Raw genomic sequence first — 26,903 nt, 5'->3', positions numbered from 1 at the left:
GGTGACGGCAGCGAAACTGGAGTCGGGAAGGCGGGCGGCGATGGCCACCGAAGGGGCGACCACGGAGCCGGAAGGCGCGCCGGCCACTCGAACGGCGCGCGTGCCCAAGTACTACCGACTCAAGCGGCACTTGCTCGACATGACCGAAACGCTCCCCCCCGGCACCCCGGTGCCGCCGGAACGCACGCTCGCGGCCGAGTTCGACACCTCCCGCACCACCGTCCGGCAGGCCCTGCAGGAGCTCGTCGTCGAAGGACGGCTGGAACGCATCCAGGGCAAGGGCACCTTCGTCGCCAAGCCCAAGGTCTCCCAGCCGCTCCAACTCTCCTCCTACACCGAGGACATGCGCGCCCAGGGCCTGGAACCCACCTCGCAGCTCCTGGACATCGGGTACGTCACCGCCGACGACACCCTCGCGGGCCTGCTGAAGATCACCACCGGCGGACGCGTGCTGCGCATCGAGCGGCTGCGCCTGGCGAGCGGCGAGCCGATGGCCATCGAGACCACGCACCTGTCGGCCAAGCGCTTCCCGGCGCTGCGCCGTTCCCTCGCCAAGTACACCTCGCTCTACACCGCCCTCGCGGAGGTGTACGACGTCCGTCTCGCGGAGGCCGAGGAGACCATCGAGACCTCCCTGGCGACCCCGCGCGAGGCGGGACTGCTCGGCACGGACGTGGGCCTGCCGATGCTGATGCTCTCGCGGCACTCCCTCGACGCCGATGGAGAACCGGTCGAATGGGTGCGATCGGTATATCGCGGCGACCGTTACAAGTTCGTTGCCCGTCTCCGGCGACCTGCCACGTGATCACTGGTTGACTGCCCTTCCACCTGGGGTGGACGCTCGTACCGCTATGCGGACGGGGGCTTACATCCACGGGTGGGACCCCCGTAGATTCCCTGCGCTCACGCAGATGATCAACGAGGGGACGAGGATCATGCCGGAACCGGAAGCAACAGGTACGGACGGGGCTCCGACAGCGGGAGGAGCGGCGGGTCCACGCCCCGGCACGGATTCGCCCTCGCCCTCGGGGAGGCCCTCTCCGCGGTCCGTGGCGATCTGGGTGGGCGTGGCCCTCGTCGGCGCCCTCGGGTGGGGCGTACTGGCGCTCTCCCGCGGTGAGGAGATCTCCGCCGCCTGGCTGCTCGCCGCCGCGCTGGGCTCGTACGCCATCGCCTACCGCTTCTACGCGCGCTTCATCGCCGACCGCGTACTGAAGGTCGACAAGACGCGGGCCACCCCCGCCGAACGCCTCGACAACGGTGTCGACTTCCATCCCACCGACCGGCGCGTGCTCTTCGGCCACCACTTCGCCGCCGTCGCCGGCGCCGGGCCCCTGGTCGGCCCGGTCCTCGCCGCGCAGATGGGCTACCTGCCGGGCACCATCTGGATCGTCGCGGGCGTCATCTTCGCCGGCGCCGTCCAGGACATGGTGACCCTGTTCTTCTCCACCCGGCGCGACGGCCGTTCGCTCGGCCAGATGGCCCGGGACGAGATCGGCCCCGTCGGCGGGGCCGCCGCCCTGATAGCCGTGTTCGTCATCATGGTCATCCTGCTGGCGGTGCTCGCGCTGGTCATCGTCAACGCGCTGGCGCACTCCCCCTGGGGCGTCTTCTCCATCGGCATGACCATCCCGATCGCCCTCTTCATGGGCGTCTACCTGCGCGTCCTGCGCCCGGGCCGGGTCACCGAAGTCTCCTTCATCGGCGTCGCGCTGCTGCTGCTCGCGATCGTCGCCGGCGGCTGGGTCGCCGAGTCCTCCTGGGCTGACACCTTCACCCTGGAGAAGGAGACGCTGGTCATCTGGATGGTCGTGTACGGCTTCGTCGCCTCGGTGCTGCCGGTGTGGCTGCTGCTCGCGCCCCGCGACTACCTGTCCACCTTCATGAAGGTCGGCACCATCGCGCTGATGGCGATCGGCGTGGTCCTCGCGATGCCGACGCTGAAGATGCCCTCGGTCACCGACTTCGCCTCGCGCGGCGACGGCCCGGTCTTCGCCGGGGCGATGTTCCCCTTCGTCTTCATCACCATCGCCTGCGGGGCCCTGTCCGGTTTCCACTCGCTGGTCGCCTCGGGCACCACCCCGAAGATGATCCAGAAGGAGACCCAGGTCCGGATCATCGGCTACGGCGCCATGCTCACCGAGTCCTTCGTCGCCGTCATGGCGGTGATCGCGGCGTGCATCATCGAGCCCGGCCTGTTCTTCGCGGTCAACTCCCCCGGCGGCGTGGTCGGCACCACCGTCCAGAGCGCCTCGGAGGCGGTGACCAACCTCGGCTTCGCCATCAGCCCGGAGGCCCTCGCGCAGGCCGCGAAGGACGTGGAGGAGGCCAGCCTGCTGTCCCGTACGGGCGGTGCGCCGACCTTCGCGCTCGGCATGTCGGAGATCTTCTCGGCGGTGGTCGGCGGCACCGCGATGAAGGCCTTCTGGTACCACTTCGCCATCATGTTCGAGGCCCTGTTCATCCTGACCACCGTCGACGCGGGCACCCGCGTCGGCCGGTTCATGCTCCAGGACACCCTCGGCAACGTCCACAAGTCCTTCAGGAACGTCAGCTGGAAGCCGGGCGTGTGGCTCGCGAGCGCCGTCGTGGTCGGCGGCTGGGGCTACTTCCTGTGGGTCGGCGTGAAGGACCCGCTGGGCGGCATCAACCAGCTCTTCCCGCTGTTCGGCATCGCGAACCAGCTGCTCGCGGCGGTCGCGCTGGCCGTCTGCACCACGCTGCTGGTCAAGTCCGGGCGGCTCAAGTGGGCCTGGGTCACGGCCGTTCCGCTGGCCTGGGACGTGGCCGTCACGCTCACGGCGAGCTACCAGAAGGTCTTCTCCGACGACGTGAAGGTCGGCTTCTTCGCGCAGCGCGACAAGTACCAGACCGGCATCGACGCCGGGAAGGTGCTCCCGCCCGCCAAGAACATGGACGACATGCACACCGTGGTCACCAACGCGACGGTCGACGGGGTCCTGTCGGCGCTGTTCGCGGTCCTGATCATCATCGTGCTGGCGGACGCGGCCCGGACCTGCCTCAAGGCCATCGCCCACCCCGAGTCCGTCCGCCTCTCCGAGGTGCCGTGGACCGAGTCGAAGATCATCGCCCCGGCCGGGCTCATCGCCACGGCCGAGGAGAAGGCCGAGCTCGCGGCCGCCGGCCTCGACGGGCGCGGCAGCCCGGCCAAGGAACCGGTCGCGTGAGCCGGGTGCGCGGGGCGCTGGCGAAGGCCCGGTTCTTCGTACGGGAGTTCTCCGGCGAGGCCGCGTACGACCGTTACGTCGCGCACGCCCGCTCGCACGACCCGGACGCCGAGGTCATGACCCGGCGCGCCTTCGAGCGGGCCCGTACCGACGCCCGCGAGGCGGACCCCCGGGAGGGCTTCCGCTGCTGCTGAGGGCACCCGTGCCCGCGAAGGGCCCCGCCGTCCCGCACCGGGACGGCGGGGCCCTTCGGCGCGTCCGGCACACCTCCCGCGACGACGGCGCCGGGCAGCCGGCAGGCGTGGCGCACACTCGGGGGCATGGACTTCGACATCAGAACCGCCAGGGCGGACGAGTGCGAGCGGCTGGGCGAGATCACCGGCGCGGCCTACACCGGGGACGGGCTGCTCGACCAGAACGAGGACGACACCTACCTGAACGCGCTGCGCGACGTGGCCGGGCGGGCCGGCGAAGGCGAGGTGCTGGTCGCCGTGCGGGACGGCCGGCTGCTCGGCGGCGTGACGTTCGCCGCACCCGGGAGCCGGCTCGCGGACGTGGCCGGGCCGCAGGAGGCGGAGTTCCGGATGCTCGCGGTGGCTCCCGAGGCGCGCCGGCAGGGGGTCGGGGAGGCCCTCGTACGGGCCTGCGCCGAGCGGGCCCGGGCCCTGGGGCTCACGGCGCTGGTGCTGTCCACGCAGCCGGCCATGCCGGGCGCCCGGCGGATCTACGAGCGAATGGGTTTCGTCCGCACTCCGGAGCTCGACTGGTCGCCGTTCCCGGCCCTGACGCTGCTGACCTACCGTCTGGAGCTGTAGCCGCACCGACACAACATGTGGGGGGTCGCGCATCGGTGGCCCCCCACATGTATGCTCATCCTCGCTGTCGCCGCAGGGGAATCCGGTGTGAATCCGGAACTGTCCCGCAACGGTATGACAAGTCCGAGGACCTGCCGACAGTGCGCCCGGGTCGACCGAACCGGGTGCCGACACGTCCGGGCTTCGCGGTTGGGCCGGTGGACGCCGTGCGGTGAGTACGCGATACCGTCGCGCCCGCACGCGCCTCCCCCTGCCCCGATCCGCCGATGACCGGGCCGAGCGAGGGAGAGCTCCCGCCGTGACCATCGCGCCTTCCGCACCGCGCGCCGAGTCCGTTTCTGGCGACACCACCGAAGGCCCGGGGGCCGCGCTGCTGCGTACTCTCACCGAGCTGACCGCCGACCTCCCCGACACCGACCCCGGCCGGGTCGCCGCCGCCGCGCTGCGCGGACGCAGCTCCGCGGCCGACGAGGCCGAGCTGCGCGGGCTGGCCACCGAGGCCGCGGCGGGCCTGATCTCCGAGGACCCGGCCTACTCCCGCCTCGCCGCCCGCCTGCTGACGCTGGCCGTGGCCGACGAGGCCGCCGGCCAGGGCGCCACCTCCTTCGCCGAGTCCGTCGCCGTCGGCCACCGCGAGGGCCTGATCGCCGACCGGACCGCCGAGTTCGTCGCCGCCCACGCCGGCCGGCTGAACGCGCTGGTCGAGCACGCGCTCGCCGACGGCGCGGACGACCGCTTCGGCTTCTTCGGCCTGCGCACCCTGCACAGCCGCTACCTGCTGCGGCACCCGCACACCCGCCAGGTGATCGAGACCCCGCAGTACTTCATGCTGCGCGTGGCCTGCGGTCTCGCCGAGGACGAGAGCGTCCAGGCCGTCGAGGAAGTGGCCTCGCTCTACCGGCTGATGAGCCGCCTCGACTACCTGCCGTCCTCCCCCACGCTCTTCAACTCCGGCACCCGCCACCCGCAGATGTCCTCCTGCTACCTGCTGGACTCCCCGCTGGACGAGCTGGACTCGATCTACGACCGCTACCACCAGGTGGCCCGCCTCTCCAAGCACGCCGGCGGCATCGGCCTCTCGTACTCCCGCATCCGCGCCCGCGGTTCGCTGATCCGCGGCACCAACGGCCACTCCAACGGCATCGTGCCGTTCCTGAAGACCCTCGACGCCTCCGTCGCCGCCGTGAACCAGGGCGGGCGCCGCAAGGGCGCCGCGGCCGTCTACCTGGAGACCTGGCACGCGGACATCGAGGAGTTCCTGGAACTGCGCGACAACACCGGCGAGGACCAGCGCCGCACGCACAACCTCAACCTCGCGCACTGGATCCCGGACGAGTTCATGCGCCGCGTGAACGCCGACGCCGACTGGTCGCTGTTCTCCCCGGCCGACGTCCCCGAGCTGGTGGACCTGTACGGCGACGAGTTCGACGCCGCCTACCTCAAGGCGGAGGCGGCGGGCCTCGCGAAGAAGACCATGCCGGCCCGCGACCTGTACGGCCGCATGATGCGCACGCTCGCGCAGACCGGCCAGGGCTGGATGACCTTCAAGGACGCCTCGAACCGGACCGCGAACCAGACCGCGCTGCCCGGCACCGTCGTCCACTCCTCCAACCTCTGCACCGAGATCATCGAGGTCACCAACGACGGCGAGACCGCCGTCTGCAACCTCGGCTCGGTCAACCTCGGCGCGTTCGTCGCCGACGGCCGGATGGACTGGGAGCGCCTGGACGAGACCGTCCGCACGGCCGTGACCTTCCTCGACCGCGTCGTCGACATCAACTTCTACCCGACCGAGCAGGCCGGCCGGTCCAACGCCAGGTGGCGTCCGGTGGGCCTGGGCGCCATGGGCCTCCAGGACGTCTTCTTCAAGCTGCGCCTGCCCTTCGACTCCGCCGAGGCGAAGGCCCTGTCCACGCGGATCTCCGAGCGGATCATGCTGGCCGCGTACGAGGCCTCCTGCGACCTCGCCGAGCGCAGCGGCCCGCTCCCGGCCTGGGCCGAGACCCGTACCGCCCAGGGCGTCCTGCACCCCGACCACTACGACGTCGAGCCCACCTGGCCCGAGCGCTGGGACGCCCTGCGCGCCCGGATCGCGAAGACCGGCATGCGCAACTCGCTGCTCCTCGCCATCGCCCCGACGGCCACCATCGCCTCGATCGCGGGCGTGTACGAGTGCATCGAGCCGCAGGTCTCCAACCTCTTCAAGCGCGAGACGCTCAGCGGCGAGTTCCTCCAGGTCAACGCCTACCTGGTGGAGGACCTCAAGGAGCTCGGGGTGTGGGACGCGCAGACCCGCGAGGCGCTGCGCGACTCCTCCGGCTCCGTCCAGGGCTTCGGCTGGATCCCGGCGGAGATCCGCGAGCTGTACCGCACGGCGTGGGAGATCCCGCAGCGCGGCCTGATCGACATGGCGGCGGCCCGTACCCCGTACCTGGACCAGAGCCAGTCGCTCAACCTGTTCCTGGAGACGCCCACCATCGGCAAGCTCAGCTCGATGTACGCGTACGCCTGGAAGCAGGGCCTGAAGACCACGTACTACCTGCGCTCCCGCCCGGCGACGAAGATCGCCCGCGCCGCGTCCGGCGCCGCCGCCGTCCCGGCCGCCGCCGCCACGCCCCTCCCGCAGGCCCTCGACGCCGAGGCGCTGGCCTGCTCCCTTGAGAACCCCGAGTCCTGCGAGGCCTGCCAGTAATGAGCTCCAACGACCAGAAGAACCTTCTCGACCCGGGCTTCGAGCTGACGCTGCGTCCGATGCGCTACCCGGACTTCTACGAGCGCTACCGGGACGCGATCAAGAACACCTGGACGGTGGAGGAGGTCGACCTCCACTCCGACGTCGCGGACCTCGCGAAGCTGACGCCCTCCGAGCAGCACATGATCGGCCGTCTGGTGGCGTTCTTCGCTACGGGCGACTCGATCGTCGCGAACAACCTGGTGCTGACGCTGTACAAGCACATCAACTCCCCGGAGGCGCGCCTGTACCTGTCGCGCCAGCTGTTCGAGGAGGCCGTGCACGTCCAGTTCTACCTGACGCTGCTCGACACCTACCTGCCCGATCCCGACGACCGCGCGGCGGCCTTCGACGCGGTGGAGAACATCCCCTCCATCCGTGAGAAGGCGCAGTTCTGCTTCAAGTGGATGGACTCGGTCGAGAAGATCGACCGGCTGGAGACGGCCGCCGACCGGCGCCGTTTCCTGCTGAACCTGATCTGCTTCGCCGCGTGCATCGAGGGCCTGTTCTTCTACGGCGCCTTCGCGTACGTGTACTGGTTCCGCTCGCGCGGCCTGCTGCACGGGCTGGCGACGGGCACCAACTGGGTCTTCCGCGACGAGACCATGCACATGAACTTCGCCTTCGAGGTCGTGGACACCGTCCGCAAGGAGGAGCCGGAGCTCTTCGACGACGCCCTCCAGCAGCAGGTCACCGACATGCTGAAGGAGGCCGTCGAGGCGGAGCTGCAGTTCGGCCGGGACCTGTGCGGTGACGGCCTGCCGGGCATGAACACCGAGTCGATGCGCGAGTACCTGGAGTGCGTCGCCGACCAGCGCCTGGTCCGCCTCGGCTTCCCGCCGGTGTACGGCTCGCAGAACCCGTTCTCCTTCATGGAGCTCCAGGGCGTCCAGGAGCTGACGAACTTCTTCGAGCGCCGCCCGTCGGCCTACCAGGTCGCGGTCGAGGGCACCGTCGACCTGGACGAGGACTTCTAGGCCGCGGTCGCAGCCCGCTTCGGCCCCGCCCGTGGTTCACGGGCGGGGCCGTTCCGCGTCCGGGCGCGGGCGTCAGCCGCTGCTTCTCGCGGGTCAGCTTGGCGGTCGCCTGGGCGGTCTTGCCCTGCGAGGGGCAGTCAGTGCGCCACGCGGCCCCGGCGCCACGCGGCGGACCGGGTTCCGGCCCGGCGGGGACCGGCCGCCGTCCGGCGCGGCGCCGGCTCCGGGCGGGCCGCCGCGGTGAGCTGGCGGTCGGTGCGGCGCTCGTGCAGGGCCCCGTGCAGGGCGGGGGCGAGGAGCAGGGTGGCCACGGCGAGGACGGTGAGGTAGTCGAGGAACGTGTTCATGACTCAAAGATCGTCGGTACCGCCGGAACCGGACAGTGGCAGGACTGTCATGGAAGAGCGAATTACTGCCACACTGGGGTCCATGCTGAAGAACGTGGCGGTGGCCTTCGTCGACGGAGTGGCGCCCTTCGAGTTCGGGATCTTCTGCGAGGTCTTCGGGATCGACCGGAGCGAGCAGGGGCTGCCCGTGTACGACTTCGCGGTGTGCGCGGCCGAGGAAGGGCCGCTGACCATGGCGGACGTCGGTTTCACCATCGCGCCGGCGCACGGGCTGGAGCGGCTGGAGGAGGCCGATCTGATCTGCCTGCCCGCCGACCGGCGGGCGCCGGTACGGGACTACCCCGAGCCCTTCCTCGACGCCCTGCGCCGGGCCGTGGACCGGGGGGCGCGGGTGCTCAGCGTGTGCAGCGGAGCCTTCATGCTCGGTGCGGCCGGGCTGCTGGACGGGCGGCGCTGCACCACCCACTGGCTGCACGCCCCGGCGCTGATGCGCCGCTTCCCGGCGGCCCGGGTCGACCCGGACGTGCTCTACGTGGACGAGGGCGCGGTGATCACCGCCGCCGGCACCGCCTCGGGCATCGACGCCTGCCTGCACGTGGTCCGCCAGGAGCACGGGGCCGAGGTGGCCAACACCATCGCCCGGCGGATGGTCGTACCGCCCCACCGGGACGGCGGCCAGGCCCAGTTCATCCAGCGGCCGCTCCCCCGCACCGCCTGCGACACGGTCGGCGAGGTGATCGGGTGGATGGCCCGCCACCTGGACGAGGAGATCACCGTCGAGCGGCTGGCGGAGCGGGCCCGGATGTCCCCCCGGACCTTCGCCCGGCGCTTCCTCCAGGAGACGGGGACCACCCCCTACCAGTGGGTGCTGCGCCAGCGGGTGCTGCTGGCGCAGGAGTTGCTGGAGGCCACGGACGACACGGTGGACGCCATCGCGGGCCGCAGCGGCTTCGGGACGGCGGCGGCCCTGCGCCACCACTTCCTGCGGACCCTGGGCACCACCCCGAACACCTTCCGCCGCACCTTCCGGGGGCCCCGCACCGCGGCCTGACCACCGCCCAACGGCCGGTTATCGACCATGACTTGACATTCCGGCGGCGCGGGTCTGGCCGCGGTCCGCCGACGGTGATGTCATCCGGTCACGCCGGCCGCGCCCCGCACCCCCCACACACGAAGGCCCCGCCTCCGGTTCCGGAGCGGGGCCTTCGTCCGTGTGCGGCGCGCGGCCGGGATCAGTCGTTCGGGACGATCTCGTAGCGCGGGGTGTTCTCCGCCATCTGGCGCAGCGCGTCCTTGCGGTCGCGCTTCGAGAGGCGGTCGATGTACAGGTACCCGTACAGGTGGTCGGTCTCGTGCTGGAGGCAGCGCGCGAAGTAGCCCGTGCCGCGGACCTTGATCGGGTTGCCCTGGGCGTCCTGGCCGGTGACCTCGGCGTAGTCCGGGCGGGCCAGGGAGGCGTACGCGGTCGGGACCGACAGGCAGCCCTCGTTCGAGTCGTCCAGGACGCGGGAGCCGGCCGGCTGCTCGACGAGCTTCGGGTTGACCACGACGCCGGTGTGGCGCACGCCGTCGTCGTCCGGGCAGTCGTAGACGAAGACCTTGGCGTCGACGCCGATCTGGTTGGCGGCCAGGCCGACGCCCTCGGCGGTCTTCTGGCTGGCGAACATGTCGTCGATCAGCTGCGCCAGCTCGTCGCCGAACTCCGTGACGTCCTTGCACTCGCGGTGCAGCACCGGGTTGCCGACCACCGTGATCGGGCGGGACGTACCGCGCTCGCGGTAGGCGAGCTCGCGCGCCTCACAGTCCTCGGTGTCCACGACGTAGCCCTCGTCGTCGATCGGGGTCACCTGGTTCTCCTGCTGCGCCATGTCCGCCGTACGCCTTCCCTCAAGTCCGTGGTGTGCCCGTACAGCCTACGGCCCTGGGTCAGCAGACTTCTTCGAGATCCCGCCACTCCCGGCTGTCCGGACTGTCGGCGACCCAGCCGTCGAGCAGCCCTCGCACCAGGCCCGCCGGTGCCGCGATGCCGCATTCGCGCTCGGGCACCCACAGGGAGCCGGATCCGGCCGTGCGGTGGCCGAGCGGGCCGGGGTGGCCCGGTTCGCTGTGGTCGTGCGGGTCCAGGTGGTCGCCATTGTCCTCGCCGCTCGGCATCTCGCTCTCCGAACAGGTGCGGCACAGCAGCCGCACGGAGGAGGACCAGTCCTCGGCGGCGAAGCCGGCGTCCGAGGCCAGCTGCTCCAGCGCGTCACGGTCGGCCTCGGTGGCCGCCTCCAGCAGCACCACCCAGGTCGGCACCGGCGAGGGGGCCCACAGCTCGATCTCGTCGAAGACCGGGTACGAGGGGCCGGCCGCGGTGACCCGCTCGCCGTGCGGCACCCCGTCGTGCAGGACGACCTCGCCCCAGCGCCGCCCGGAGGAGGGCAGCGGGATGGACAGGACCTCCATGCGGGCTGGATCCAGCCTGCGGCCCCACACGACCTCGGCCTCGCCCTCGGGGGACAGCCGGACGGCGGCGCTTCCGAGCTCCATGCCCACCGGCTCGCCCGTCCCCGCCGTGCTGTGCGGGTCGCCGGGCACCTTCAGGCCGTACGCCTGCCAGGCCCGGCGGGCCAGCGGCCAGTCCTGGAGCGCGGTCGCGGCGATCCCCACGTTCCACCAGTCCGGGGCGCCGGTCTCCCGGTCGAGCAGGGCCACCGCGCGCAGCCCCGCCGCTCTGGCCTGCTCCCAGTCGTGCCGGAACTTGTGCAGCAGGGCCAGGTTGAACCAGGACTCGGACAGCCAGGGCTCCAGGTCCGCAGCCCTGGTCAGCAGCGCGCCCGCGTCCTCGTACCGACCGTCGCCGATCAGCGTGAACGCGCGGTCGGTGGCCTGCCGCCACGAAGCGGAGGGCCGATGCCGTACCTTCCCGAAGATCCTCACGATTCCCGCCTGCTTGGGGGCACCCCCAGCGGTGGCTGGGGGACAGGTGCAGCCTTGCGCACACCCTCACGGACACTCCTACTGCATCCAACCATGCCCGCTCGGACAGCCGCTCATTACCCATGGGTTACCCCGGCGGAACGGCTACGACTCTGCCGCGTCCTCCCCTGGCCAGAACCCTCGCCAGGGACTCCACGACCTCCGGCTGGTAGTCGCGCCCGGTGCCCAGGCGCAGCTGTTCGAGTGCGGCCAGTGAGCCGCCCGGGTGACGGCTCCCGCCCGCGAGGTCGTCGTACGCGTTGACCGCGCGCACGATCCGGGCGGCGAAGGGCTGCTCGCGGTACGGATCCGCCTGGCGTTCCACGATCACCGCGACCTCGGCCGGCACCCCGGTCTGGCGCGCCACCTCACCGCCCAGCTCGGCGATCCGGCGGGCTTGGGCGGCGGGCAGGTCCGCGGTGGCTCCGGCGGGGACCGGGTCGACGAGCGAGAGCTGGCCGATGTCGTGCATCAGCGCGGCGTACTCCAGCACGGTGAGCTCCCGTTCCGACAGGCCCAGCTCGCGGCCGACCTCGCGGCTCAGGGCGGCGACCCGGCGGGCGTGCCCGGGGGCGGTGTACCCGGCGATCTCGGTGGCCCGGGCGAGGGAGGTGATGGTCTGGCGGTAGGTGGTGCGGACGGCGGTGATCCGGTGGAGGGACATCTGGGTCAGCAGCAGCGGCACGCAGAAGACCGGCAGGGCCCACAGGCCCGCCACGGCCACGCCGAGGGCCATCACGACCCCGGTGGCGCAGATCGCCGAGCCGGTGCCGGGCAGGGCGCGCAGCTCGTCGCGGAGCAGGGGCCCGTACGGCCAGCCGGTGCGGGCCCCGGCCGGGACGGCGGCGAGCACGGCGTCGCACAGGGCGGTGAGGCCCAGCAGGAGCAGCAGGAACAGGACGAGGTACGGGCCCTGCCCCAGGTGTTCGCCGAGCCGCCCGGAGTGGTGGAGCGGCTGGAAGCAGGCGGCGGCGAAGGCGACGGTGAGGACCCGGCGGGCGACGTGGTCCAGGGCCGGGCCGTGGCCCCGGGCGACGTGCGGGACGATCCCGGCGAGGGCGGCCGCGACGACGACGGTGACGGTCTGGAGCACCCCGTGGTGGGTGGGGTGTCCGGCGTTCTGTCCGAGCAGGGCGTACGCGAGGGCTCCGGCGGAGCCGAGCGGTGCGGGCTGGCGGGGTTCGGCGGGGCCGGCGCCCCCGGTGGAGGGGCCCGCGGAGGCCGGGCGGGGGTCGCGCCGGGCGAGTTCGCCGAGGGCGACCAGCGTGCCGAAGGCGAGGGCGGTGCCGGGCTCGACGACGCCGGTCCACAGGGTGTGGCCCAGCCCGGCGGCCGCGAGCAGCCCGGCGGCGGCGCGTACCGCCCAGACGGCGAGGGCCCTCACCGGCCGCCCCCGGCCCGCCCGGCCGGATCGGCGGCCCGCGGATCCCCGGCAGCCGCCCCGCCGGCCGCCGCCCCGCCGGGCCCCGGGGGTGGCGGGCCGGGTGCGGCGGGGATGACCTGGAGGTCCGCGTCCGAGGTGACGACGGGGTGCCAGCCGTGCCGGCCGATGGCGGCGACCAGGGCCCGCACCATCGCCGGGTCGAACTGCGCGCCCGCGCAGCGCTCCAGTTCCGCCAGGGCAGTCTCCACCGGCCGGGCCCGGCTGTAGGAGCGGGTGGAGGTCATCGCGTCGAAGGAGTCGGCCACCGCCACCACGCGGGCCAGGACCGGGATCTGCTCCCCGCTCAGCCCGTACGGGTACCCGCGGCCGTCGACCCGCTCGTGGTGGTGCAGGATCGCGGACCGGGCCTCCCCGAGGAATCCGATGCCCCGCACCATCTCGTGTCCGTACTCGGGGTGCAGCTCGATGATCCTGCGCTCCTCCGGGGTCAGCGGCCCGTCCTTGCGCAGCAGCCGGGTCGGCACGCCCAGCTTGCCGACGTCGTGCAGGATCCCGGCGATCCGGACCACCTCCAGGCGGTCGTCGCCCATGCCCAGCTCGCGGGCGATCATGGCGGAGGCCTGGCCGACCCGTTCGCTGTGCCCGCGCGTGTAGCGGTCCTTGATGTCGACGGCCTGGACGAGGGCGCGGATCGTGGCCCGGTGCGCGGCGCTCTCGCGGTGGTACTGGGCGAAGACCCAGCAGGAGATGTACATCGGCAGCAGGACGAGCAGCGCGGCCGGAACCCCGTACGGGCTGCGCCACATGACGGCCATCATCAGTCCGGCCAGCCCGTGCGCGCAGTACGGGGCCAGGGAGGCGGCGGTGCCGCGCCAGGCGGTGGCGGCGGGCCGGTGTTCGGCGGCGGCCAGGACGGCCCCGTCGAGGGCGGTGAGCACCAGGCAGAAGACGACGGCCGCGACGGCCGCGGGGAGCAGCACGTACGGGAAGTCGGCCACCACCCAGGCGGTGGGTCCGGCGTCCCCGGGCTGTCCCGCGCCGCCGCCCCGGCCGGTGAGGGCCTGCGGGCCGCCGAGGAGCCCGTAGGCCTGCCCGGCCGCCCACGCGGCCGTCGCCTGCTGTGCGGCGTGCCAGATCCGGCGCACCCGGGCGGGCCGCTGGACGACGCTCTGGGCGAGTCCGCCCGGCAGGGCGACGAGCGCGGCGGCCGGGGGCGGGAGCAGGAAGACGGCGGCCATCACCACCGGGAGGAAGGAGCCGATGCCCTCGGGGACCCGGCGGCCCAGGACGGGCAGGGCCCGCGCCCCCTCGCAGCCGAGGGAGAGGAGGGCCAGCAGGGCCACGGCGGGCCAGGGCGTCGAGGCCGGCGCGAGGAGGGCGGGGGCGGCGCAGGCCGCGGCGGCGAGAACGGCGGCCAGGACGCAGGCGCGCGCCGCCGGGGGCAGTACCCGCATGGCGCTCTCCTCCCCCGGGGGCCGGGAAAACCGGGTACCGGACACGAGCGGTACCGCGAGGGGAGAATAGGGCGGCCCCCGAACCGAGCGGGGCCCATTTTCCTATTGCACCGTACGGGCGCCCCCGGATTAGCACCTTCGAGTGAACGAAGTGGAGTTCCGGGGGCGGCGGTTCAGCGGAAGGACGCCGGCCGTTCAGCCGGTCGCGGGTCCGGCGGTGATGTCGCCTTCGGGCACGGCCTGACCCGAACGGATCAGTTCGATCCGTCCCATGACCTTGGAGCGGAGGTCGGTCGGCACGTCGTCCGATCCGCAGCAGCGCTTGACCAGCTTCTTCACGGCCTGTTCCAGGCCGTACTTCTCCAGACAGGGATTGCATTCGCCGAAGTGCGTCTCGAACTTCGTGCAGTCACTGTCGGGCATCTCGTGGTCCAGGAACTCGTACAGATGGTCCAGGACCTCGGCGCACTCCGTCTCGTGCGGCTCTCCGCAGCTCATGAGCCCGAGCCTTTCAGGTCGTTCGACTCTCCCGCGCCGGCGGGAACCAGCCCGCGCTCACGGGCATAGTCCTCCAGCATTCCGCGGAGTTGACGGCGCCCACGGTGCAGCCGCGACATGACCGTACCGATGGGTGTACCCATGATGTCCGCGATCTCCTTGTACGCAAAGCCCTCTACGTCGGCAAGATAGACCGCGATGCGGAACTCCTCCGGAATGGCCTGGAGCGCTTCCTTCACGTCCGAATCGGGCAGGTGGTCGAGCGCCTGCGATTCGGCGGAACGCAAACCGGTCGACATGTGCGACTCGGCACGCGCGAGCTGCCAGTCCTCGATCTCCTCGGCGGCACTGCGCTGCGGCTCGCGCTGCTTCTTGCGGTAGGAGTTGATGAACGTGTTGGTGAGGATGCGGTAGAGCCACGCCTTGAGGTTGGTGCCCTCGCGGAACTGGTGGAAGGACGCGTACGCCTTCGCGTAGGTCTCCTGGACTAGGTCCTCGGCGTCGGCCGGGTTGCGCGTCATGCGCAGCGCGGCGGAGTACATCTGGTCGAGGTAGCCGAGGGCGTCCCGCTCGAAGCGCGCGTTGCGCTCCGCGGTCGTCTCCTGTGCCTGGCCTTCGTCGGTCCCAGCGACAGGACCCACCTCCTCCGACAGCGTGGCGGCTCCGAAAGCGGATCCGCTCGAATCGGAGAATAGTCGACCATCCCGGCCCTCCGCCGCCCGAAGCGAGCCGCGCTTGGGGGCGGGCAGCACCGTCCAGTCCAGGTCAGCGGCCTGCGGACGGTTCTGGCTGATGACCTGGGTCATGCGCTCCCTCTCCTCCGACGTCTTTCCCCTGCGTTCCGACACTCCCCACAACAGGCGGCCCGGGCAGGGCATTCCCTGGTGCGCCAAGGGTTTCCGGCGTCCGGCGGGGTCCGCCGGGGCCGGGTGAGCGGGGTCACCCCGGAATCTGTCAGGTCCCGACCGGAGCCGGGCTCCCCCGAGCCGGGAAACGGGGCTCAGCCGATGAGCCGGGCGAGCCACGGGGCCACCGCGCCGGTGATCACTTCCAGGGCTTCCCCCTGCGTCGGGCCGCCCTTCTTCGGCACGGCGAAACCGTGGTCGCCGAAGGCCACCTCCACCAGCTCGTACGGGTCCCCCGCGCCCGGCGGCGGGAACTCCTGCGGCCGCCCGAAGGGGTCCCGGCCGCCCTGCACCCCCAGCGTCGGCCGTCCGGCGCCCAGCAGCTCCTCGGCGCGGGACTTCTCGGGCTTGCCGGGCGGGTGCAGCGGGAAGGCCAGCGCCAGCACACCGGCCGCGCCCAGCCCGGCGGCGGTGCGGCACGCCACCCGGGCCCCCGCGCTGCGCCCGCCGGCCACCACGGGCAGCCCGGGCCGCTCCAGGGCGGGCCACAGGGCCCGCCAGCCCTCGTCCAGCACCTTGGGCGCGGCGGCGACCTTCTTCCCGGCGACCCGCCAGGGCTGCTCGACCAGGGCCACGGTGACGCCCCGGGCGGGGAGGGCGGCGGCCAGGGCCTGGAGGTCGCGGGCCTCGATGCCGCCGCCCGCGCCGTGGCCCAGGGCCAGCACCAGGCGGGCGGCGCGGGCGGTGTGCCAGGTGATCCGGGCCTCGCCGGCCGGGGTGGCGACACTCTCGGTACGCGTGCTCATGGACCCATCCTGCCGGGCGGGAGCGGCCGCCCCCGCCGAGGGGACACGGGGGCGTGTCGTGGCGGGAGCGCCGGGCCGGGCGGGGCGCTGACGACACCACCTAGAACAGGGTGGCCTCCTCCGGCGCCTCCAGCTCCGCGAGGAGTTCGGGCCCGTTGTTGCGTACGTTGCTCACGGCCGTGGCCACCGGGTACGCCCGCATCAGCCCGCCGGGCGGGGCCGCCAGCAGCTCCCGCAGGCCGTTCTCGTCGGTGCGGGCGGGGTCCAGCCAGGCGTCCCAGCGGTCCGGGGTCAGCATCAGCGGCATGCGGGGGTGGATCTCGGAGAGCGAGCGCGGTCCCTCGGCGGGCGGCACCCCCAGCGGTGCCGTCTCGGCCTCGGCGGTGATCACCGAGCAGGTGGCCCACCAGGCCCGGGGGTGGTCGGGGGGCAGGGCCGCGTCGCGCCAGAACTCGTAGATCCCGGCCATCGCGAAGACCGAGCCGTCGGCGGGGAGCACGAAGTAGGGCTGCTTGCGGGCCCGCTTCTTCTTCCCCTCGACCTCCAGCTGCCGCTCGTCGTGCGCGGTGACCCACTCGTAGTACCCGTCGGCGGGGACGATGCAGCGGCGCTGCGCGAAGGCGCGGCGGAAGGAGGGCTTCTCGTGCAGGGTCTCGGACCGGGCGTTGATCATCCGGGCCGCGCCCTCCGGGTTCTGCGCCCAGGACGGGACCAGGCCCCACTTCAGCACCCGCAGCTGGCGAACCGGACGCGGGTCCCGCGCGTCCTTCAGGGGACGGTCCAGGACGACGTGGACCTCCTTCGTCGGCGCCACGTTCCAGTCGGGGGCCAGGGTCTCGCTCGGCTCCCACCGCTCGATCCCGAATATCCCCGCCAGTTCCCGGGGCGTCCGACTCGCCGCAAACCTTCCGCACATGGCTGACACACTGCCATGGCACCGATACCCGACCGCAAGGAGTCCGCCACTCCATGGACAGCAGCACGACGGCCGGCCTCTGGGACCGGCTCACCGGAATACAGACCTCGCCCCCGTGGTGGCTGGTGGTGGCGACGGGACTGGCCGCGCTCGCCGTCGTCGCGCCGCGGCCGGTGTGGCTGCTCTCCCGCAACGCGATCACCATCGCGCACGAGGGCGGCCACGGGCTGCTCGCCCTGCTGACCGGGCGCCGGCTCACCGGCATACGGCTGCACTCCGACACCAGCGGGCTCACCCTCAGCTGGGGCAAGCCGACCGGGATCGGCATGGTCCTGATGCTCGCCGCCGGCTACACGGCGCCCGCGCTGCTGGGCCTGGGCGGCGCGGCCCTGCTGGCGGCGCACCGGATCACGCTGCTGCTGTGGGTGGCGACCGCGCTGCTGCTGGTGATGCTGGTGATGATCCGCAACGCGTACGGGCTGCTGACGGTCGTCCTGACCGGCGGGGCCTTCCTGCTGGTGTCGTGGAAGGCCCCCGAAGCGGTGCAGGCGGCGTTCGCGTACGCGGTGGTGTGGTTCGCTCTGCTCGGCGCGGTGCGGCCGGTGTTCGAGCTCCAGGCCCAGCGCCGCGGCGGCGGGGCGCCGGAGTCCGACGCCGACCAGCTGGGCCGGCTCACGCACGTGCACCCCGTCGCCTGGCTGCTCCTGTTCCACACGGTCACCCTGTGCTGCCTCATCGGCGGAGGGCGCTGGCTGCTCGCCCTCTGAGACGGGGCAGCGATCCAGGTCCGGGGCCGTGGGGAGCCACTAAAGTAAGGGCCATGACCGACACCCCCGCGCTTCCCGACCTCTGGCCCGCTCCGTTCGCGGACGGGGCCGTCCACGCCACCGTCACCGTGCCGGGGTCCAAATCGGTCACCAACCGCGCACTCGTGCTCGCCGCCCTCGCGGCCGAGCCGGGCTGGGTGCGCCGCCCGCTGCGCTCGCGCGACTCCCAGCTGATGTCGGACGCCCTGCGGGCGCTGGGCGTCGGCATCGAGGAGACCGTCTCCTCCAGTTCCGCCGACGGCGACAGCGGCGAGGCCTGGCGCATCATCCCGGCCGCCCTGCACGGCCCGGCCACCGTCGACGTCGGCAACGCGGGCACCGTCATGCGCTTCCTGCCGCCCGTGGCCACCCTGGCCGACGGCGACATCCGCTTCGACGGCGACCCGCGCTCCTACGAGCGGCCGCTCGGCCAGGTCATCACGGCCCTGCGCACCCTCGGCGCCCGGATCGACGACGACGGCCGGGGCGCACTGCCCATGACCGTCCAGGGCGGCGGGGCCCTGGAGGGCGGCACGGTCGAGATCGACGCCTCCAGCTCCTCCCAGTTCGTCTCCGCGCTGCTGCTGTCGGCGCCGCGCTTCAACCAGGGCGTCGAGGTCCGGCACGTGGGCGGCAAGCTGCCGTCCATGCCGCACATCCGGATGACCGTTGACATGCTGCGCGCGGCGGGCGCCCAGGTCGACACCCCGGAGGCGGGCGGCGAGAAGGACGTGTGGCGGGTGACGCCCGGCGCGCTGCTCGGCCGGGACATGGTCGTCGAGCCCGACCTCTCCAACGCCCAGCCCTTCATGGCCGCGGCGCTGATCACCGGCGGTACGGTCACCATCCCGGACTGGCCCGCGCGCACCACGCAGCCCGGTGACGCGCTGCGCGAGATCTTCACCGCGATGGGCGGCTCCTGCGAGCTGACCGAGGCCGGTCTGGTCTTCACCGGCACCGGCAAGATCCACGGCATCGACGTGGACCTGAGCGAGGTCGGCGAGCTGACCCCGGGCATCGCGGCCGTCGCGGCCCTGGCCGACTCGGAGTCGGTCCTGCGCGGGGTGGCGCACCTGCGGCTGCACGAGACGGACCGGCTGGCGGCGCTGACCGCGGAGATCAACGGTCTCGGCGGCGACGTCACGGAGACCGAGGACGGCCTGCGCATCCGCCCGCGCACGCTGCACGGCGGCGTGTTCCACACCTACGACGACCACCGCATGGCCACCGCGGGAGCGGTGATCGGCCTGGCCGTGGCGGGCGTGGAGATCGAGAACGTGGCGACGACCGCGAAGACCCTGCCGGACTTCCCCAGGATGTGGAAAGACATGCTCGCGGGAACGACGGGAGCGGGAGCGTAGGGGCCCGTCATGCGCAGGTACGGCAAGCACACCGACGAGGACGACATCCGCCAGCGCCCGAACCCCAAGGGCAACCGGGCCAGGACCAGCATCCGGCCCAAGCACGAGGACGCGGCCGACGGCTTCGTCCTCACCGTGGACCGCGGCCGGCTGACCTGCCTGGTCGAGGACCGCAAGGTCACCGCCATGAAGGCACGTGAACTGGGACGCAAGGCGGCGGTGGTCGGCGACCGGGTGTCGCTCGTCGGTGACCTGTCCGGCAAGAAGGACACCCTCGCGCGGATCGTGCGGATCCAGGAGCGCAAGTCCGTCCTGCGGCGCACCGCGGACGACGACGACCCGTACGAGCGGGTGGTCGTCGCCAACGCCGACCAGCTGGCCATCGTCACGGCGCTGGCCGACCCGGAGCCCCGGCCCCGGATGATCGACCGCTGTCTGGTGGCCGCGTACGACGCCGGGCTGGAGCCGCTGCTGGTGCTGACGAAGTCCGACCTGACCTCGGCGGACAAGATCCTGGAGGTCTACTCGACCTTCGGCCTGAAGTACGTGGTCACCAACCGCGAAGAACTGGAGACGGGCGGCGCGGCCGAGCGGGTGCGCGAGCTCCTGGAGGGCCGGATCACCGCCTTCGTCGGCCACTCCGGCGTCGGCAAGACCACCCTGGTCAACTCGCTGGTCGCCGAGGGCCGCCAGCGGGCCACCGGTCATGTCAACGCCGTCACCGGCCGCGGCCGGCACACCACCACCTCGGCGCTCGCGCTGCCGCTGCCCTCCGGCGACGGCTGGGTCATCGACACCCCGGGCGTGCGCTCCTTCGGCCTGCACCACGTGGACCCGTCCCGGGTGGTGCTGGCCTTCCCCGACCTGGTGCCGGGGACCGAGGAGTGCCCGCGCGCGTGCGGTCACGACGAGCCGGACTGCGCGCTGGACCGGTGGGTGGAGGAGGGCCACGCGGACCCCGCGCGGCTGTATTCGCTGCGGCGGCTGCTCCAGACCCGCGAGCGCCGCGAAGGCGACTGAGGGCGGACCGGCGGCAGGTTGACCGTCCGGTGGGGTTTGCCGCCGCCCCTGTCCGGTGAATGCATAATCGCATCACGTGACGCCGGGTCACCTGATGCGGGGAGGCGTACGCCATGGCGTGGCTGCTGGTCGTGGTCGCCGGGATCCTGGAGACGGGTTTCGCGGTGTGCCTCAAGCTGTCGCACGGGTTCACCCGGCTGTGGCCGACGATCGCCTTCGCGTGCTTCGCGCTCGGCAGTTTCGGGCTGCTGACCCTCGCGCTGAAGAAGCTGGACGTGGGACCGGCGTACGCGGTGTGGACGGGCATCGGGGCGGCCGGGACGGCCATCTACGGCATGCTCTTCCTCGGCGACCTGGTCTCCACCCTCAAGCTCGTCTCGATCACGCTGGTGATCATCGGGGTCATCGGCCTCCAGCTCTCCGGTTCGGCGCACTGAGCAGCCGCAGCAGTTCCACCGCCGCCGGGTCCTGGTCCGGCGTCCCCGGCGCGACCACGTAGGACAGCGCGAGGCGTACGGCGAGCTCGCAGCGGCGGGGCGGCTCCTGCGGCAGCGCGGCGGCGGCCCGGTCTCGGGCCGCCCGGGTCAGCTCCCCCGGCCCGAACGCCTGCCGGCTCCCGGCGGGGGGCGGCGTCGGCAGCCCCGGCCCCCAGGAACCGGTCAGCAGGGCCCGTACGAGGACCCGGGCGCGGGCCGCCCGTACGGTCCACTCGGCGACCGCGGCGAGCCGCTCGGCGGAGCCGCGGGCGTCCGGCGCGGCCAGCGCCCGCTCCACCCCGTCCAGGTACCAGTCGGCGGCGCGGCGCACGAGGGCGCGGCCCAGGCCCGCCTTGCCGCCGAACTCGTTGTAGAGGGTCTGGCGCGACACCCCGGCGGCGGCCGCGACCTCGACCATCCGTACGGCCGGCCAGGGCCGCGAGGCGAGCGCGGTCTCGGCGGCTTGCAGCAGGGACTCTCGGGCCGTCGGCATCGCCACCTCCCCGCTGGTCCACCGGCCGGGCTCCAGCCACCAGAGTTGACGGGCCGCCAGATCCCGTCAAGGGCGCGTCCCGGCCGCACTGTGGACCTCGCTCGCCGGGCCCGGCGAGTGTCGATACTGTTCGGGCATGTCCACGTATGCCGATGACCTGCGCCTCGCCCTCGAACTCGCCGACGCCGCGGACGCCGCCACGATGCGCCGTTTCCGCGCCCTCGACCTCCAGGTCGAGACCAAGCCGGACATGACCCCGGTGAGCGAGGCCGACAAGGCCGCCGAGGAGGTCGTCCGGGCGGGGATCCTGGCGGCGCGGCCCGACGACGCGATCCTGGGCGAGGAGTACGGGCTGATGGGCGGGGGCCCGCGCCGCTGGGTCGTGGACCCGATCGACGGTACGAAGAACTACGTGCGCGGCGTCCCCGTCTGGGCGACGCTGATCTCCCTCATGGAGGAGGGCGGGGACGGGGTGTTCCGTCCGGTCGTCGGCGTGGTCTCGGCCCCGGCGCTGGGCCGCCGCTGGTGGGCCTCGCAGGGCGGGGGCGCCTTCGCGGGCGGCGCGCTGGGCGAGCCGGCCGGGCCGGTCTCCGTCTCGGGGGTGGCCTCCCTGGGCGACGCCTCGTTCGCGTACTCCTCGCTGAGCGGCTGGGAGGAACAGGGCCGGCTGCCGGGCTTCCTGGACCTGACCCGCGCGTGCTGGCGTACGCGGGCGTACGGCGACTTCTGGCCGTACATGATGGTCGCGGAGGGCTCGCTGGACCTGTGCGCCGAGCCGGAGCTGAACCTGTGGGACATGGCGGCCATCGCGGTCGTGGTCCAGGAGGCGGGGGGCCGCTTCACCAGCCTGGACGGGGTGGACGGGGTGCACGGCGGCAATGCCGCGGCGTCGAACGGCCTGCTGCACGAGGAGATGCTGGGGTACCTCAACCGGGCGGCCTGAAAACTCGCCGGGCGCGGCGCCCGTGCGCGCCGTGCGCACCCCCTTGATGACTTTCCGTGTGCGTGGGACTCTGAGGATCCCCCCGCTTGTGCGCTTGTGAATCGCTTCTCTAAGCGAGGCCCTTCACCCGCCGCACCCACCCGGGCGGGGGTTCACCCCAGGAGGTGGCTCCCTTCATGCTCGTCCGTGACGCCATGAGCACCGTGATCCTCACCCTCGGACCCGCCCACTCCCTCCGCCAGGCGGCCTGCCTGATGTCCGGCCGGCGCGTCGGCGCGGCCGTCGTCCTCGACCCCGACCACAGCGGCATCGGCATCCTGACCGAGCGCGACATACTGAACTCGATCGGCGCCGGCCACGACCCCGACCGGGAGTCGGTGGGCGCCCACACCACGAACAACGTCGTCTTCTGCACCCCCGAGGCCACCGTGCAGGAGGCCGCCGAGGCCATGGTCCACGGCGGGTTCCGGCACCTGATCGTGCTGGAGGACGGCGGCCCGGTCGGCATCGTCTCCGTCCGCGACGTCATCCGCTGCTGGGTCCCGGCCCGCCGGGCCGTGCCCGCGTAACCGCCCGGCACGACGGACGGCGGCGGGCCGGAACCCCGGCGAAGGGGTTCCGGCCCGCCGTCCCGCTACGGCAAGCGGCCCGGGTCAGCCGCGCAGGGCCTGGACCGCGGCTTCGAGCCGCTTGCCGAAGTCCTCGTCCGCCTGGCGGAAGTTGCCGATCGCGCGCTCGATGATGTCGTCACGGGAGACCTTGGCGATGAAGCCGGACAGGTTCTCGATCAGACGGGACTTCTCGTCCTCGGAGAAGAGGCGGTAGAGGTCGCCGGCCTGGACGAAGTCGTCGTCCTCGGCGTGCGAGGGGGTGGCGTGGTTGCCCGTGCCGCCGGTTACGGGGGTGGACTGCCACAGCGGGCGGTCGGTCTGGAAGGGGCCGCCGAAGCTGTTCGGCTCGTAGTTCTTGGCGCCCTTGTGGCGGCCGTCGTACAGGTAGCCGTCACGGGAGTTGGTGCGCGCCTCGGTGGCGTGCGGGCGGTTCACCGGCAGGTGGTCGGCGTTGATGCCGACGCGGTAGCGGTGGGCGTCGCCGTACGCGAAGAGACGGCCCTGGAGCATCTTGTCGGGGGAGGGACCGATGCCGGGGACGAAGTGCGCCGGGGAGAAGATCGACTGCTCGACCTCGGCGAAGATGTTCTCCGGGTTGCGGTTGAGCTCCAGCTTGCCGATCTCGATCGGCGGGTAGTCGGCGTGCGGCCACACCTTGGTGAGGTCGAACGGGTTGAAGCGGTAGCTCTCCGCCTCGGCCGCCGGCATGATCTGGACCTGCACGGTCCAGCTCGGGAAGTCGCCGCGCTCGATGGACTCGCGCAGGTCGCGCTGGTGCGAGTCCGGGTCCTCGCCGGCGAGCCGGTTGGCCTCGGCCTGGGTGAGGTTCTTGATGCCCTGGTCGGTCTTGAAGTGGTACTTGACCCAGAAGACCTCGCCGGCCTCGTTGTTCCACTGGAACGTGTGCGAGCCGTAGCCGTTCATGTGGCGGTAGGACGCCGGTATGCCCCGGTCACCGAACAGCCAGGTCACCTGGTGGGTGGACTCGGGCGACAGGCCCCAGAAGTCCCAGACGTTGTCCGCCTCCTGCGAGCCGGTGTACGGGTCGCGCTTCTGGGTGTGGATGAAGTCGGGGAACTTGATGGCGTCCCGGATGAAGAAGACCGGGGTGTTGTTGCCGACGAGGTCGTAGTTGCCCTCTTCGGTGTAGAACTTCAGCGCCCAGCCGCGCGGGTCACGGCGCGCGTCGGCGCCGCCGAGGCTGTCCGCGACGGTGGAGAAGCGCAGGAACGTTTCGGTCTTCTTGCCGACCTCGGAGAGGAACTTGGCACGGGTGTACCGGGTGACGTCCGCCGTCACCGTGAAGGTGCCGTAGGCGCCGGCGCCACGGGCGTGCACCACGCGCTCCGGGATGCGCTCGCGGTTGAAGTGCGCGAGCTTCTCCAGCAGGAGCTGGTCCTGGACCAGAACCGGGCCACCGACGCCGGCCGTCTCGCTGTTCTGGTTGTCGGCGACCGGAGCCCCGGCCTCCGTGGTGAGCGGTCCCTGCGTCACGTGCGCCTCCTGCGTCATTCCTGCATGTCCTGTCCTGGGCGTTTGCCGTAACCGATCCTACAATGGACTTTGTCTAAGTCAAGCAAACATCCAAGTCCATACCAGTTCGGGATCTGCACCGATTCCCCGCTGTTAGGCTGGCGGGTATGAGTGACCTGCTGGAACGACTTCGCGGACGCGGCTGGCGCATGACGGCCCAGCGCCGCGTCGTGGCCGAGGTGCTCGACGGTGACCACGTTCACCTGACGGCAGACGAGGTGCACGCACGCGCTGTGACCAAACTGCCCGAGATTTCTCGAGCGACGGTCTACAACACCTTGGGCGAGCTCGTTTCGCTCGGCGAGGTGCTGGAAGTCTCGACGGACCGGCGGGCCAAGCGGTACGACCCGAACGCCCACCGCCCCCACCACCACCTGGTCTGCGCCCAGTGCGGCGCCATCCGCGACGTCCACCCGGCGGGCGACCCGCTGGCCGACCTGCCCCACGGCGAGCGCTTCGGCTTCGTGGTCTCGGCGGTCGAGGTGACGTACCGCGGGGTGTGCCCGAACTGCGCGGGCGCCTGACGGACGCACGAAAGGGCCGGGGGTCAGGAACCCCCGGCCCTTTCGCGTGGCCTCTTCGCGTCCTCTCGCCCCGGCGGCGCGTTCCCGTTTCGCGTTCGGAAACGACTCGAGGCCCGGATCCATGGGATCCGGGCCTCGGGCCTTCAGTAGCGGGGACAGGATTTGAACCTGCGACCTCTGGGTTATGAGCCCAGCGAGCTACCGAGCTGCTCCACCCCGCGTCGGTAAACCTGACTCTACGGGACGCCACCCGGCAGATGCAAATCAGTCGCGCGGGGGGACTGCTAGGCGGAGAGCTCCTCGGCCAGGGCGTCACGGAGCCGGGCGGCGCGCTCGGACACCTCGGCCGGACCCAGTTCCATGGCCCGTACGCACCACTTCTGCCCCTCGGCGAGGTCCCCGTGCCGGGCCGCGAGCAGCCCGAGCCGCAGGGCCGCCCGGCCGTGCCCGGCGACCGCCGCGCGGGTCCACCACAGGGCCGCCTCCGGTTCGTTGCCCTCGCGGGCCAGCAGCAGCCCGAGGTTGAAGGCGCCGTTGCGCGAGCCTGCCTCCGCCGCCTCCCGGTACCACCGCGCGGCCACCGCGAGGTCGCCCCGGGCGGCGGCGAGCATCCCGACCCGCACCTGCGCCCGCCGGTGGCCCTGCTCGGCGGCGCGGGCGTACCACTCCTCGCTCTCGGTGCGGGCACCGCCGCCCGCGGGCTCGCCGAGGGCCACCGGCTCCGGCGGCGGGGCCAGCGACTCCAGCAGGGAGGCCAGCCGGAAGGCCGCCTCGGCGCTGCCGCCGCCCGCCGCGCACCGCAGGTGCCGCTCGGCGGCCCGCTCCTCGCCGTCGCGCACCAGGGCGATCCCGACCTGGAGCGCCGCGTCGGTGTGCCCGGCGGCGGCGGCCCGCTCGTACCACTTCAGGGCGGCGCGGTCCTCGTCCCGGCTGGCGAAGAGGATCCCGAGGTTGAAGGCGGCGTCGACGCTGCCGGCCTCCGCCGCCTTGGAGAACCACGGCTCGGCGCCGGCCGCGTCACCGGCCTGGAGCAGCATGATCGCCAGCGCGTTGGCCGCCTCGCGGTGCCCGGCGTACGCCGCCCGGCGGTACCACTGCTCGGCCTGCGCGGTCCGCTCCTGCGCGGCGCAGAGCAGGGCGAGGTTGTAGGCGCCGTTCTGGTCGCCGGCGTCCATCGCCGCCCGGTACCACTTCTCGGCGGTCTGGGTCTCGCCCCGGGCGGCGTGCAGCGCGCCCAGGGCGTTCGCCGCGTTGCCGTCGCCGTCCTGCGCGGCCCGGTGCCACCACGCGGCCGCGCTGTCCTCGTCACCGGCGTCGCGCAGCAGGAAGCCGAGGGCGCACGCGGCACGGGCCTCGCCCTGCTTGGCGGAGCTCAGGTACCAGCGGCCGGCCTCCTTCAGCTCGCCGCGGGCTTCCAGCAGGGCGCCCAGGTGCAGCCCGGCGCGCCGGTGTCCGCGCGCGGCGGCCTGGCGGTACCACTGCTCGGCCTCGGCGGGGTCGCCCTTGCGCAGGTGACGGGCCAGGCGGTACGCGGCCTCGCGGTGCCCCTGTTCGGCGGCGGCCCGGAACCAGCGCTCGATGCCCTTGTCCCCGCGGTGCTCCAGCAGGTCGGCCAGGGCGTACGCGCCCAGGGCGTGTCCGGACTCCGCCGCCTGGCGCAGCCAGTACTCGGCGGCGGGCTCGTCCCCGCGCTCGCGGTAGTGGCGGCCCAGGGCGTGCGCGGCGGGGGCGGACCCGGCGACGGCGGCGACCCGCCACCAGCCGGCGGCCTCGTCGGGGTAGCCGCGCTGGAGGAGCAGGACGCCGAGGTTGTTGGCGGCGGCGCGGTCGCCCGCGGCGGTGGCTCCGCGCAGGTAGGGCTCCGCCCCGGCCAGGTCGCCGCGGCGCAGCAGCAGGGCACCGAGCACGCTCATGGCGCCCGGGTCGCCCTTGTCGGCGGCCACTCGGTGGCGGGCCTCCAGCTCGGCGTCGGTGGCGCCCTCGGCGTCGCCGAAGGCTTCTGCCGCGAAATCCGCATCGGTCAGTGCGGTCTGCGCGTTAACAGTCGGAGCGGCCTCGCCCGTTCCCACGCCCGGCTCGGCCTCCGCCCTCACAAACCGCCCTGTCTCCAGCAGAGTTGACCTGTCCCCCATAAATCCCATCGTCGCATCACCTGCTACCCGCGTACACCTGGTATGTCGCAGCCAGTGAGGTCACTACAGCGTTTTGTCGACA

General features: G+C 72.7%; 25 protein-coding genes, 1 tRNA gene, 1 pseudogene and 1 riboswitch. Of the genes and pseudogenes, 14 read left to right on the top strand and 13 right to left on the bottom strand.

Annotated elements, in window-relative coordinates; translation table 11 throughout:
- Positions 1-40: 40 nt before the first annotated feature.
- The 6 genes and pseudogenes from ACZ51S_RS13750 to ACZ51S_RS13725 all read left to right on the top strand — a co-directional run bounded on the left by ACZ51S_RS13750 (position 41) and on the right by ACZ51S_RS13725 (position 7,711).
- Positions 41-805, top strand: coding sequence for a GntR family transcriptional regulator (locus ACZ51S_RS13750; protein ID WP_388934967.1), 765 nt, complete (start codon positions 41-43; stop codon positions 803-805).
- Positions 806-935: 130 nt separating this feature from the next.
- Positions 936-3,188 (top strand): carbon starvation CstA family protein, encoded by a 2,253-nt coding sequence (locus ACZ51S_RS13745; RefSeq protein ID WP_468478467.1) that lies wholly within the window; start codon positions 936-938, stop codon positions 3,186-3,188.
- Entirely contained in the window at positions 3,185-3,382 is a 198-nt protein-coding gene (locus ACZ51S_RS13740; RefSeq protein ID WP_468478432.1) for a YbdD/YjiX family protein, read from the top strand. Before ACZ51S_RS13745 ends, ACZ51S_RS13740 begins: the two co-directional genes overlap by 4 nt.
- 114 nt (positions 3,383-3,496) lie before the next feature.
- Positions 3,497-4,003, top strand: a pseudogene (locus tag ACZ51S_RS13735) (GNAT family N-acetyltransferase); the annotation flags it as partial.
- A gap of 64 nt (positions 4,004-4,067) precedes the next feature.
- Positions 4,068-4,144: riboswitch (adenosylcobalamin-variant (AdoCbl-variant) riboswitch) on the top strand.
- 157 nt (positions 4,145-4,301) lie between these two features.
- Positions 4,302-6,695, top strand: a complete 2,394-nt coding sequence (locus ACZ51S_RS13730; protein WP_468478433.1) for a ribonucleoside-diphosphate reductase subunit alpha — start codon at positions 4,302-4,304, stop codon at positions 6,693-6,695.
- Positions 6,695-7,711 (top strand): ribonucleotide-diphosphate reductase subunit beta, encoded by a 1,017-nt coding sequence (locus ACZ51S_RS13725; RefSeq protein ID WP_388933821.1) that lies wholly within the window; start codon positions 6,695-6,697, stop codon positions 7,709-7,711. The genes ACZ51S_RS13730 and ACZ51S_RS13725 overlap by 1 nt, the downstream gene beginning before the upstream one ends.
- A 137-nt stretch (positions 7,712-7,848) precedes the next feature.
- Here the strand turns inward: ACZ51S_RS13725 and ACZ51S_RS13720 are convergent, their stop codons facing one another.
- Positions 7,849-8,058 (bottom strand): hypothetical protein, encoded by a 210-nt coding sequence (locus tag ACZ51S_RS13720; protein WP_468800880.1) that lies wholly within the window; start codon positions 8,056-8,058, stop codon positions 7,849-7,851.
- 82 nt (positions 8,059-8,140) lie between these two features.
- Here ACZ51S_RS13720 and ACZ51S_RS13715 point away from each other — a divergent pair, with 82 nt between their 5' ends.
- Positions 8,141-9,109 carry a helix-turn-helix domain-containing protein gene (locus ACZ51S_RS13715; RefSeq protein WP_468800882.1) on the top strand — a complete coding sequence of 323 codons (969 nt, stop codon included), beginning with the start codon at positions 8,141-8,143 and terminating at the stop codon, positions 9,107-9,109.
- 181 nt (positions 9,110-9,290) lie between these two features.
- On the opposite strand, the gene def is transcribed toward ACZ51S_RS13715, so the two are convergent.
- The 8 genes from def to ACZ51S_RS13675 all read right to left on the bottom strand — a co-directional run bounded on the left by def (position 9,291) and on the right by ACZ51S_RS13675 (position 16,922).
- Entirely contained in the window at positions 9,291-9,926 is a 636-nt protein-coding gene (gene def, locus ACZ51S_RS13710; protein WP_388933829.1) for a peptide deformylase, read from the bottom strand.
- 58 nt (positions 9,927-9,984) lie between these two features.
- On the bottom strand, positions 9,985-10,980 hold the full coding sequence (locus ACZ51S_RS13705) for a tetratricopeptide repeat protein (protein ID WP_388933832.1): 996 nt from the start codon (positions 10,978-10,980) through the stop codon (positions 9,985-9,987).
- 127 nt (positions 10,981-11,107) lie between these two features.
- A complete protein-coding gene (locus ACZ51S_RS13700) occupies positions 11,108-12,403 on the bottom strand; it encodes an HD-GYP domain-containing protein (RefSeq protein ID WP_468960803.1) in 1,296 nt (431 codons plus the stop codon).
- Positions 12,400-13,857: an HD-GYP domain-containing protein gene (locus ACZ51S_RS13695; protein WP_468478438.1), complete on the bottom strand. Its 1,458-nt coding sequence runs from the start codon at positions 13,855-13,857 to the stop codon at positions 12,400-12,402. Before ACZ51S_RS13695 ends, ACZ51S_RS13700 begins: the two co-directional genes overlap by 4 nt.
- 195 nt (positions 13,858-14,052) lie before the next feature.
- Positions 14,053-14,355 (bottom strand): mycothiol system anti-sigma-R factor, encoded by a 303-nt coding sequence (gene rsrA / locus ACZ51S_RS13690; RefSeq protein WP_388933841.1) that lies wholly within the window; start codon positions 14,353-14,355, stop codon positions 14,053-14,055.
- Complete coding sequence (locus ACZ51S_RS13685) at positions 14,352-14,996, bottom strand: sigma-70 family RNA polymerase sigma factor (RefSeq protein WP_007266438.1); 645 nt, start codon at positions 14,994-14,996, stop codon at positions 14,352-14,354. Before ACZ51S_RS13685 ends, rsrA begins: the two co-directional genes overlap by 4 nt.
- 359 nt (positions 14,997-15,355) lie before the next feature.
- A complete protein-coding gene (locus ACZ51S_RS13680) occupies positions 15,356-16,006 on the bottom strand; it encodes an alpha/beta hydrolase family protein (protein ID WP_468960801.1) in 651 nt (216 codons plus the stop codon).
- A 100-nt stretch (positions 16,007-16,106) separates the two neighbouring features.
- Entirely contained in the window at positions 16,107-16,922 is an 816-nt protein-coding gene (locus tag ACZ51S_RS13675) for an SOS response-associated peptidase (protein WP_468478440.1), read from the bottom strand.
- Positions 16,923-16,975: 53 nt separating this feature from the next.
- On the opposite strand from ACZ51S_RS13675, the gene ACZ51S_RS13670 reads away from it, so the two are divergent.
- The 4 genes from ACZ51S_RS13670 to ACZ51S_RS13655 all read left to right on the top strand — a co-directional run bounded on the left by ACZ51S_RS13670 (position 16,976) and on the right by ACZ51S_RS13655 (position 20,546).
- Complete coding sequence (locus ACZ51S_RS13670; protein WP_388933850.1) at positions 16,976-17,689, top strand: M50 family metallopeptidase; 714 nt, start codon at positions 16,976-16,978, stop codon at positions 17,687-17,689.
- A gap of 53 nt (positions 17,690-17,742) precedes the next feature.
- Entirely contained in the window at positions 17,743-19,089 is a 1,347-nt protein-coding gene (gene aroA, locus ACZ51S_RS13665; RefSeq protein ID WP_468478441.1) for a 3-phosphoshikimate 1-carboxyvinyltransferase, read from the top strand.
- A 9-nt stretch (positions 19,090-19,098) separates the two neighbouring features.
- The gene (rsgA, locus tag ACZ51S_RS13660) at positions 19,099-20,109 is read left to right on the top strand and encodes a ribosome small subunit-dependent GTPase A (RefSeq protein ID WP_388933855.1); all 1,011 of its coding nucleotides are present in this window, start codon (positions 19,099-19,101) and stop codon (positions 20,107-20,109) included.
- Between the two features lie 113 nt (positions 20,110-20,222).
- A complete protein-coding gene (locus ACZ51S_RS13655) occupies positions 20,223-20,546 on the top strand; it encodes a DMT family transporter (protein ID WP_468478443.1) in 324 nt (107 codons plus the stop codon).
- Here ACZ51S_RS13655 and ACZ51S_RS13650 read toward each other — a convergent pair.
- Positions 20,512-21,078, bottom strand: a complete 567-nt coding sequence (locus tag ACZ51S_RS13650) for a TetR/AcrR family transcriptional regulator (protein ID WP_388933860.1) — start codon at positions 21,076-21,078, stop codon at positions 20,512-20,514. The genes ACZ51S_RS13655 and ACZ51S_RS13650 overlap by 35 nt on opposite strands.
- Positions 21,079-21,214: 136 nt before the next feature.
- Between ACZ51S_RS13650 and hisN the strand changes: the two genes are divergently transcribed.
- Complete coding sequence (gene hisN, locus ACZ51S_RS13645; RefSeq protein ID WP_468800891.1) at positions 21,215-22,021, top strand: histidinol-phosphatase; 807 nt, start codon at positions 21,215-21,217, stop codon at positions 22,019-22,021.
- Between the two features lie 176 nt (positions 22,022-22,197).
- Complete coding sequence (locus tag ACZ51S_RS13640; RefSeq protein WP_007266429.1) at positions 22,198-22,590, top strand: CBS domain-containing protein; 393 nt, start codon at positions 22,198-22,200, stop codon at positions 22,588-22,590.
- 84 nt (positions 22,591-22,674) lie between these two features.
- Here ACZ51S_RS13640 and ACZ51S_RS13635 read toward each other — a convergent pair whose 3' ends face one another.
- Entirely contained in the window at positions 22,675-24,144 is a 1,470-nt protein-coding gene (locus ACZ51S_RS13635; RefSeq protein WP_468478445.1) for a catalase, read from the bottom strand.
- 128 nt (positions 24,145-24,272) lie between these two features.
- On the opposite strand from ACZ51S_RS13635, the gene ACZ51S_RS13630 reads away from it, so the two are divergent.
- A complete protein-coding gene (locus ACZ51S_RS13630) occupies positions 24,273-24,689 on the top strand; it encodes a Fur family transcriptional regulator (RefSeq protein ID WP_468478446.1) in 417 nt (138 codons plus the stop codon).
- Between the two features lie 147 nt (positions 24,690-24,836).
- On the opposite strand, the gene ACZ51S_RS13625 is transcribed toward ACZ51S_RS13630, so the two are convergent.
- Positions 24,837-24,910, bottom strand: a tRNA-Met gene (locus ACZ51S_RS13625).
- Positions 24,911-24,973: 63 nt separating this feature from the next.
- A complete protein-coding gene (locus ACZ51S_RS13620) occupies positions 24,974-26,830 on the bottom strand; it encodes a tetratricopeptide repeat protein (protein ID WP_468478447.1) in 1,857 nt (618 codons plus the stop codon).
- Positions 26,831-26,903: the final 73 nt, after the last annotated feature.

This window comes from Streptomyces sp. NPDC034043, from assembly GCF_055575675.1.
The sequence above is the reverse complement of the archived record's forward strand: the minus strand, read 5'-3'. Positions and strand labels throughout refer to the sequence as shown.

Bases quoted from the DNA above. Each gene is read 5' to 3' on its own strand.
- ACZ51S_RS13750 (WP_388934967.1), top strand. From the start codon at position 41: ATGGCCACCGAAGGGGCGACCACGGAGCCGGAAGGCGCGCCGGCCACT.
- ACZ51S_RS13745 (WP_468478467.1), top strand. From the start codon at position 936: ATGCCGGAACCGGAAGCAACAGGTACGGACGGGGCTCCGACAGCGGGA.
- ACZ51S_RS13725 (WP_388933821.1), top strand. From the start codon at position 6,695: ATGAGCTCCAACGACCAGAAGAACCTTCTCGACCCGGGCTTCGAGCTG.
- ACZ51S_RS13720 (WP_468800880.1), bottom strand. From the start codon at position 8,058: ATGAACACGTTCCTCGACTACCTCACCGTCCTCGCCGTGGCCACCCTG.
- ACZ51S_RS13715 (WP_468800882.1), top strand. From the start codon at position 8,141: ATGCTGAAGAACGTGGCGGTGGCCTTCGTCGACGGAGTGGCGCCCTTC.
- def (WP_388933829.1), bottom strand. From the start codon at position 9,926: ATGGCGCAGCAGGAGAACCAGGTGACCCCGATCGACGACGAGGGCTAC.
- ACZ51S_RS13695 (WP_468478438.1), bottom strand. From the start codon at position 13,857: ATGCGGGTACTGCCCCCGGCGGCGCGCGCCTGCGTCCTGGCCGCCGTT.
- rsrA (WP_388933841.1), bottom strand. From the start codon at position 14,355: ATGAGCTGCGGAGAGCCGCACGAGACGGAGTGCGCCGAGGTCCTGGAC.
- ACZ51S_RS13680 (WP_468960801.1), bottom strand. From the start codon at position 16,006: ATGAGCACGCGTACCGAGAGTGTCGCCACCCCGGCCGGCGAGGCCCGG.
- ACZ51S_RS13675 (WP_468478440.1), bottom strand. From the start codon at position 16,922: ATGTGCGGAAGGTTTGCGGCGAGTCGGACGCCCCGGGAACTGGCGGGG.
- ACZ51S_RS13670 (WP_388933850.1), top strand. From the start codon at position 16,976: ATGGACAGCAGCACGACGGCCGGCCTCTGGGACCGGCTCACCGGAATA.
- aroA (WP_468478441.1), top strand. From the start codon at position 17,743: ATGACCGACACCCCCGCGCTTCCCGACCTCTGGCCCGCTCCGTTCGCG.
- rsgA (WP_388933855.1), top strand. From the start codon at position 19,099: ATGCGCAGGTACGGCAAGCACACCGACGAGGACGACATCCGCCAGCGC.
- ACZ51S_RS13655 (WP_468478443.1), top strand. From the start codon at position 20,223: ATGGCGTGGCTGCTGGTCGTGGTCGCCGGGATCCTGGAGACGGGTTTC.
- ACZ51S_RS13650 (WP_388933860.1), bottom strand. From the start codon at position 21,078: ATGCCGACGGCCCGAGAGTCCCTGCTGCAAGCCGCCGAGACCGCGCTC.
- hisN (WP_468800891.1), top strand. From the start codon at position 21,215: ATGTCCACGTATGCCGATGACCTGCGCCTCGCCCTCGAACTCGCCGAC.
- ACZ51S_RS13640 (WP_007266429.1), top strand. From the start codon at position 22,198: ATGCTCGTCCGTGACGCCATGAGCACCGTGATCCTCACCCTCGGACCC.
- ACZ51S_RS13635 (WP_468478445.1), bottom strand. From the start codon at position 24,144: ATGACGCAGGAGGCGCACGTGACGCAGGGACCGCTCACCACGGAGGCC.
- ACZ51S_RS13630 (WP_468478446.1), top strand. From the start codon at position 24,273: ATGAGTGACCTGCTGGAACGACTTCGCGGACGCGGCTGGCGCATGACG.
- ACZ51S_RS13620 (WP_468478447.1), bottom strand. From the start codon at position 26,830: ATGGGATTTATGGGGGACAGGTCAACTCTGCTGGAGACAGGGCGGTTT.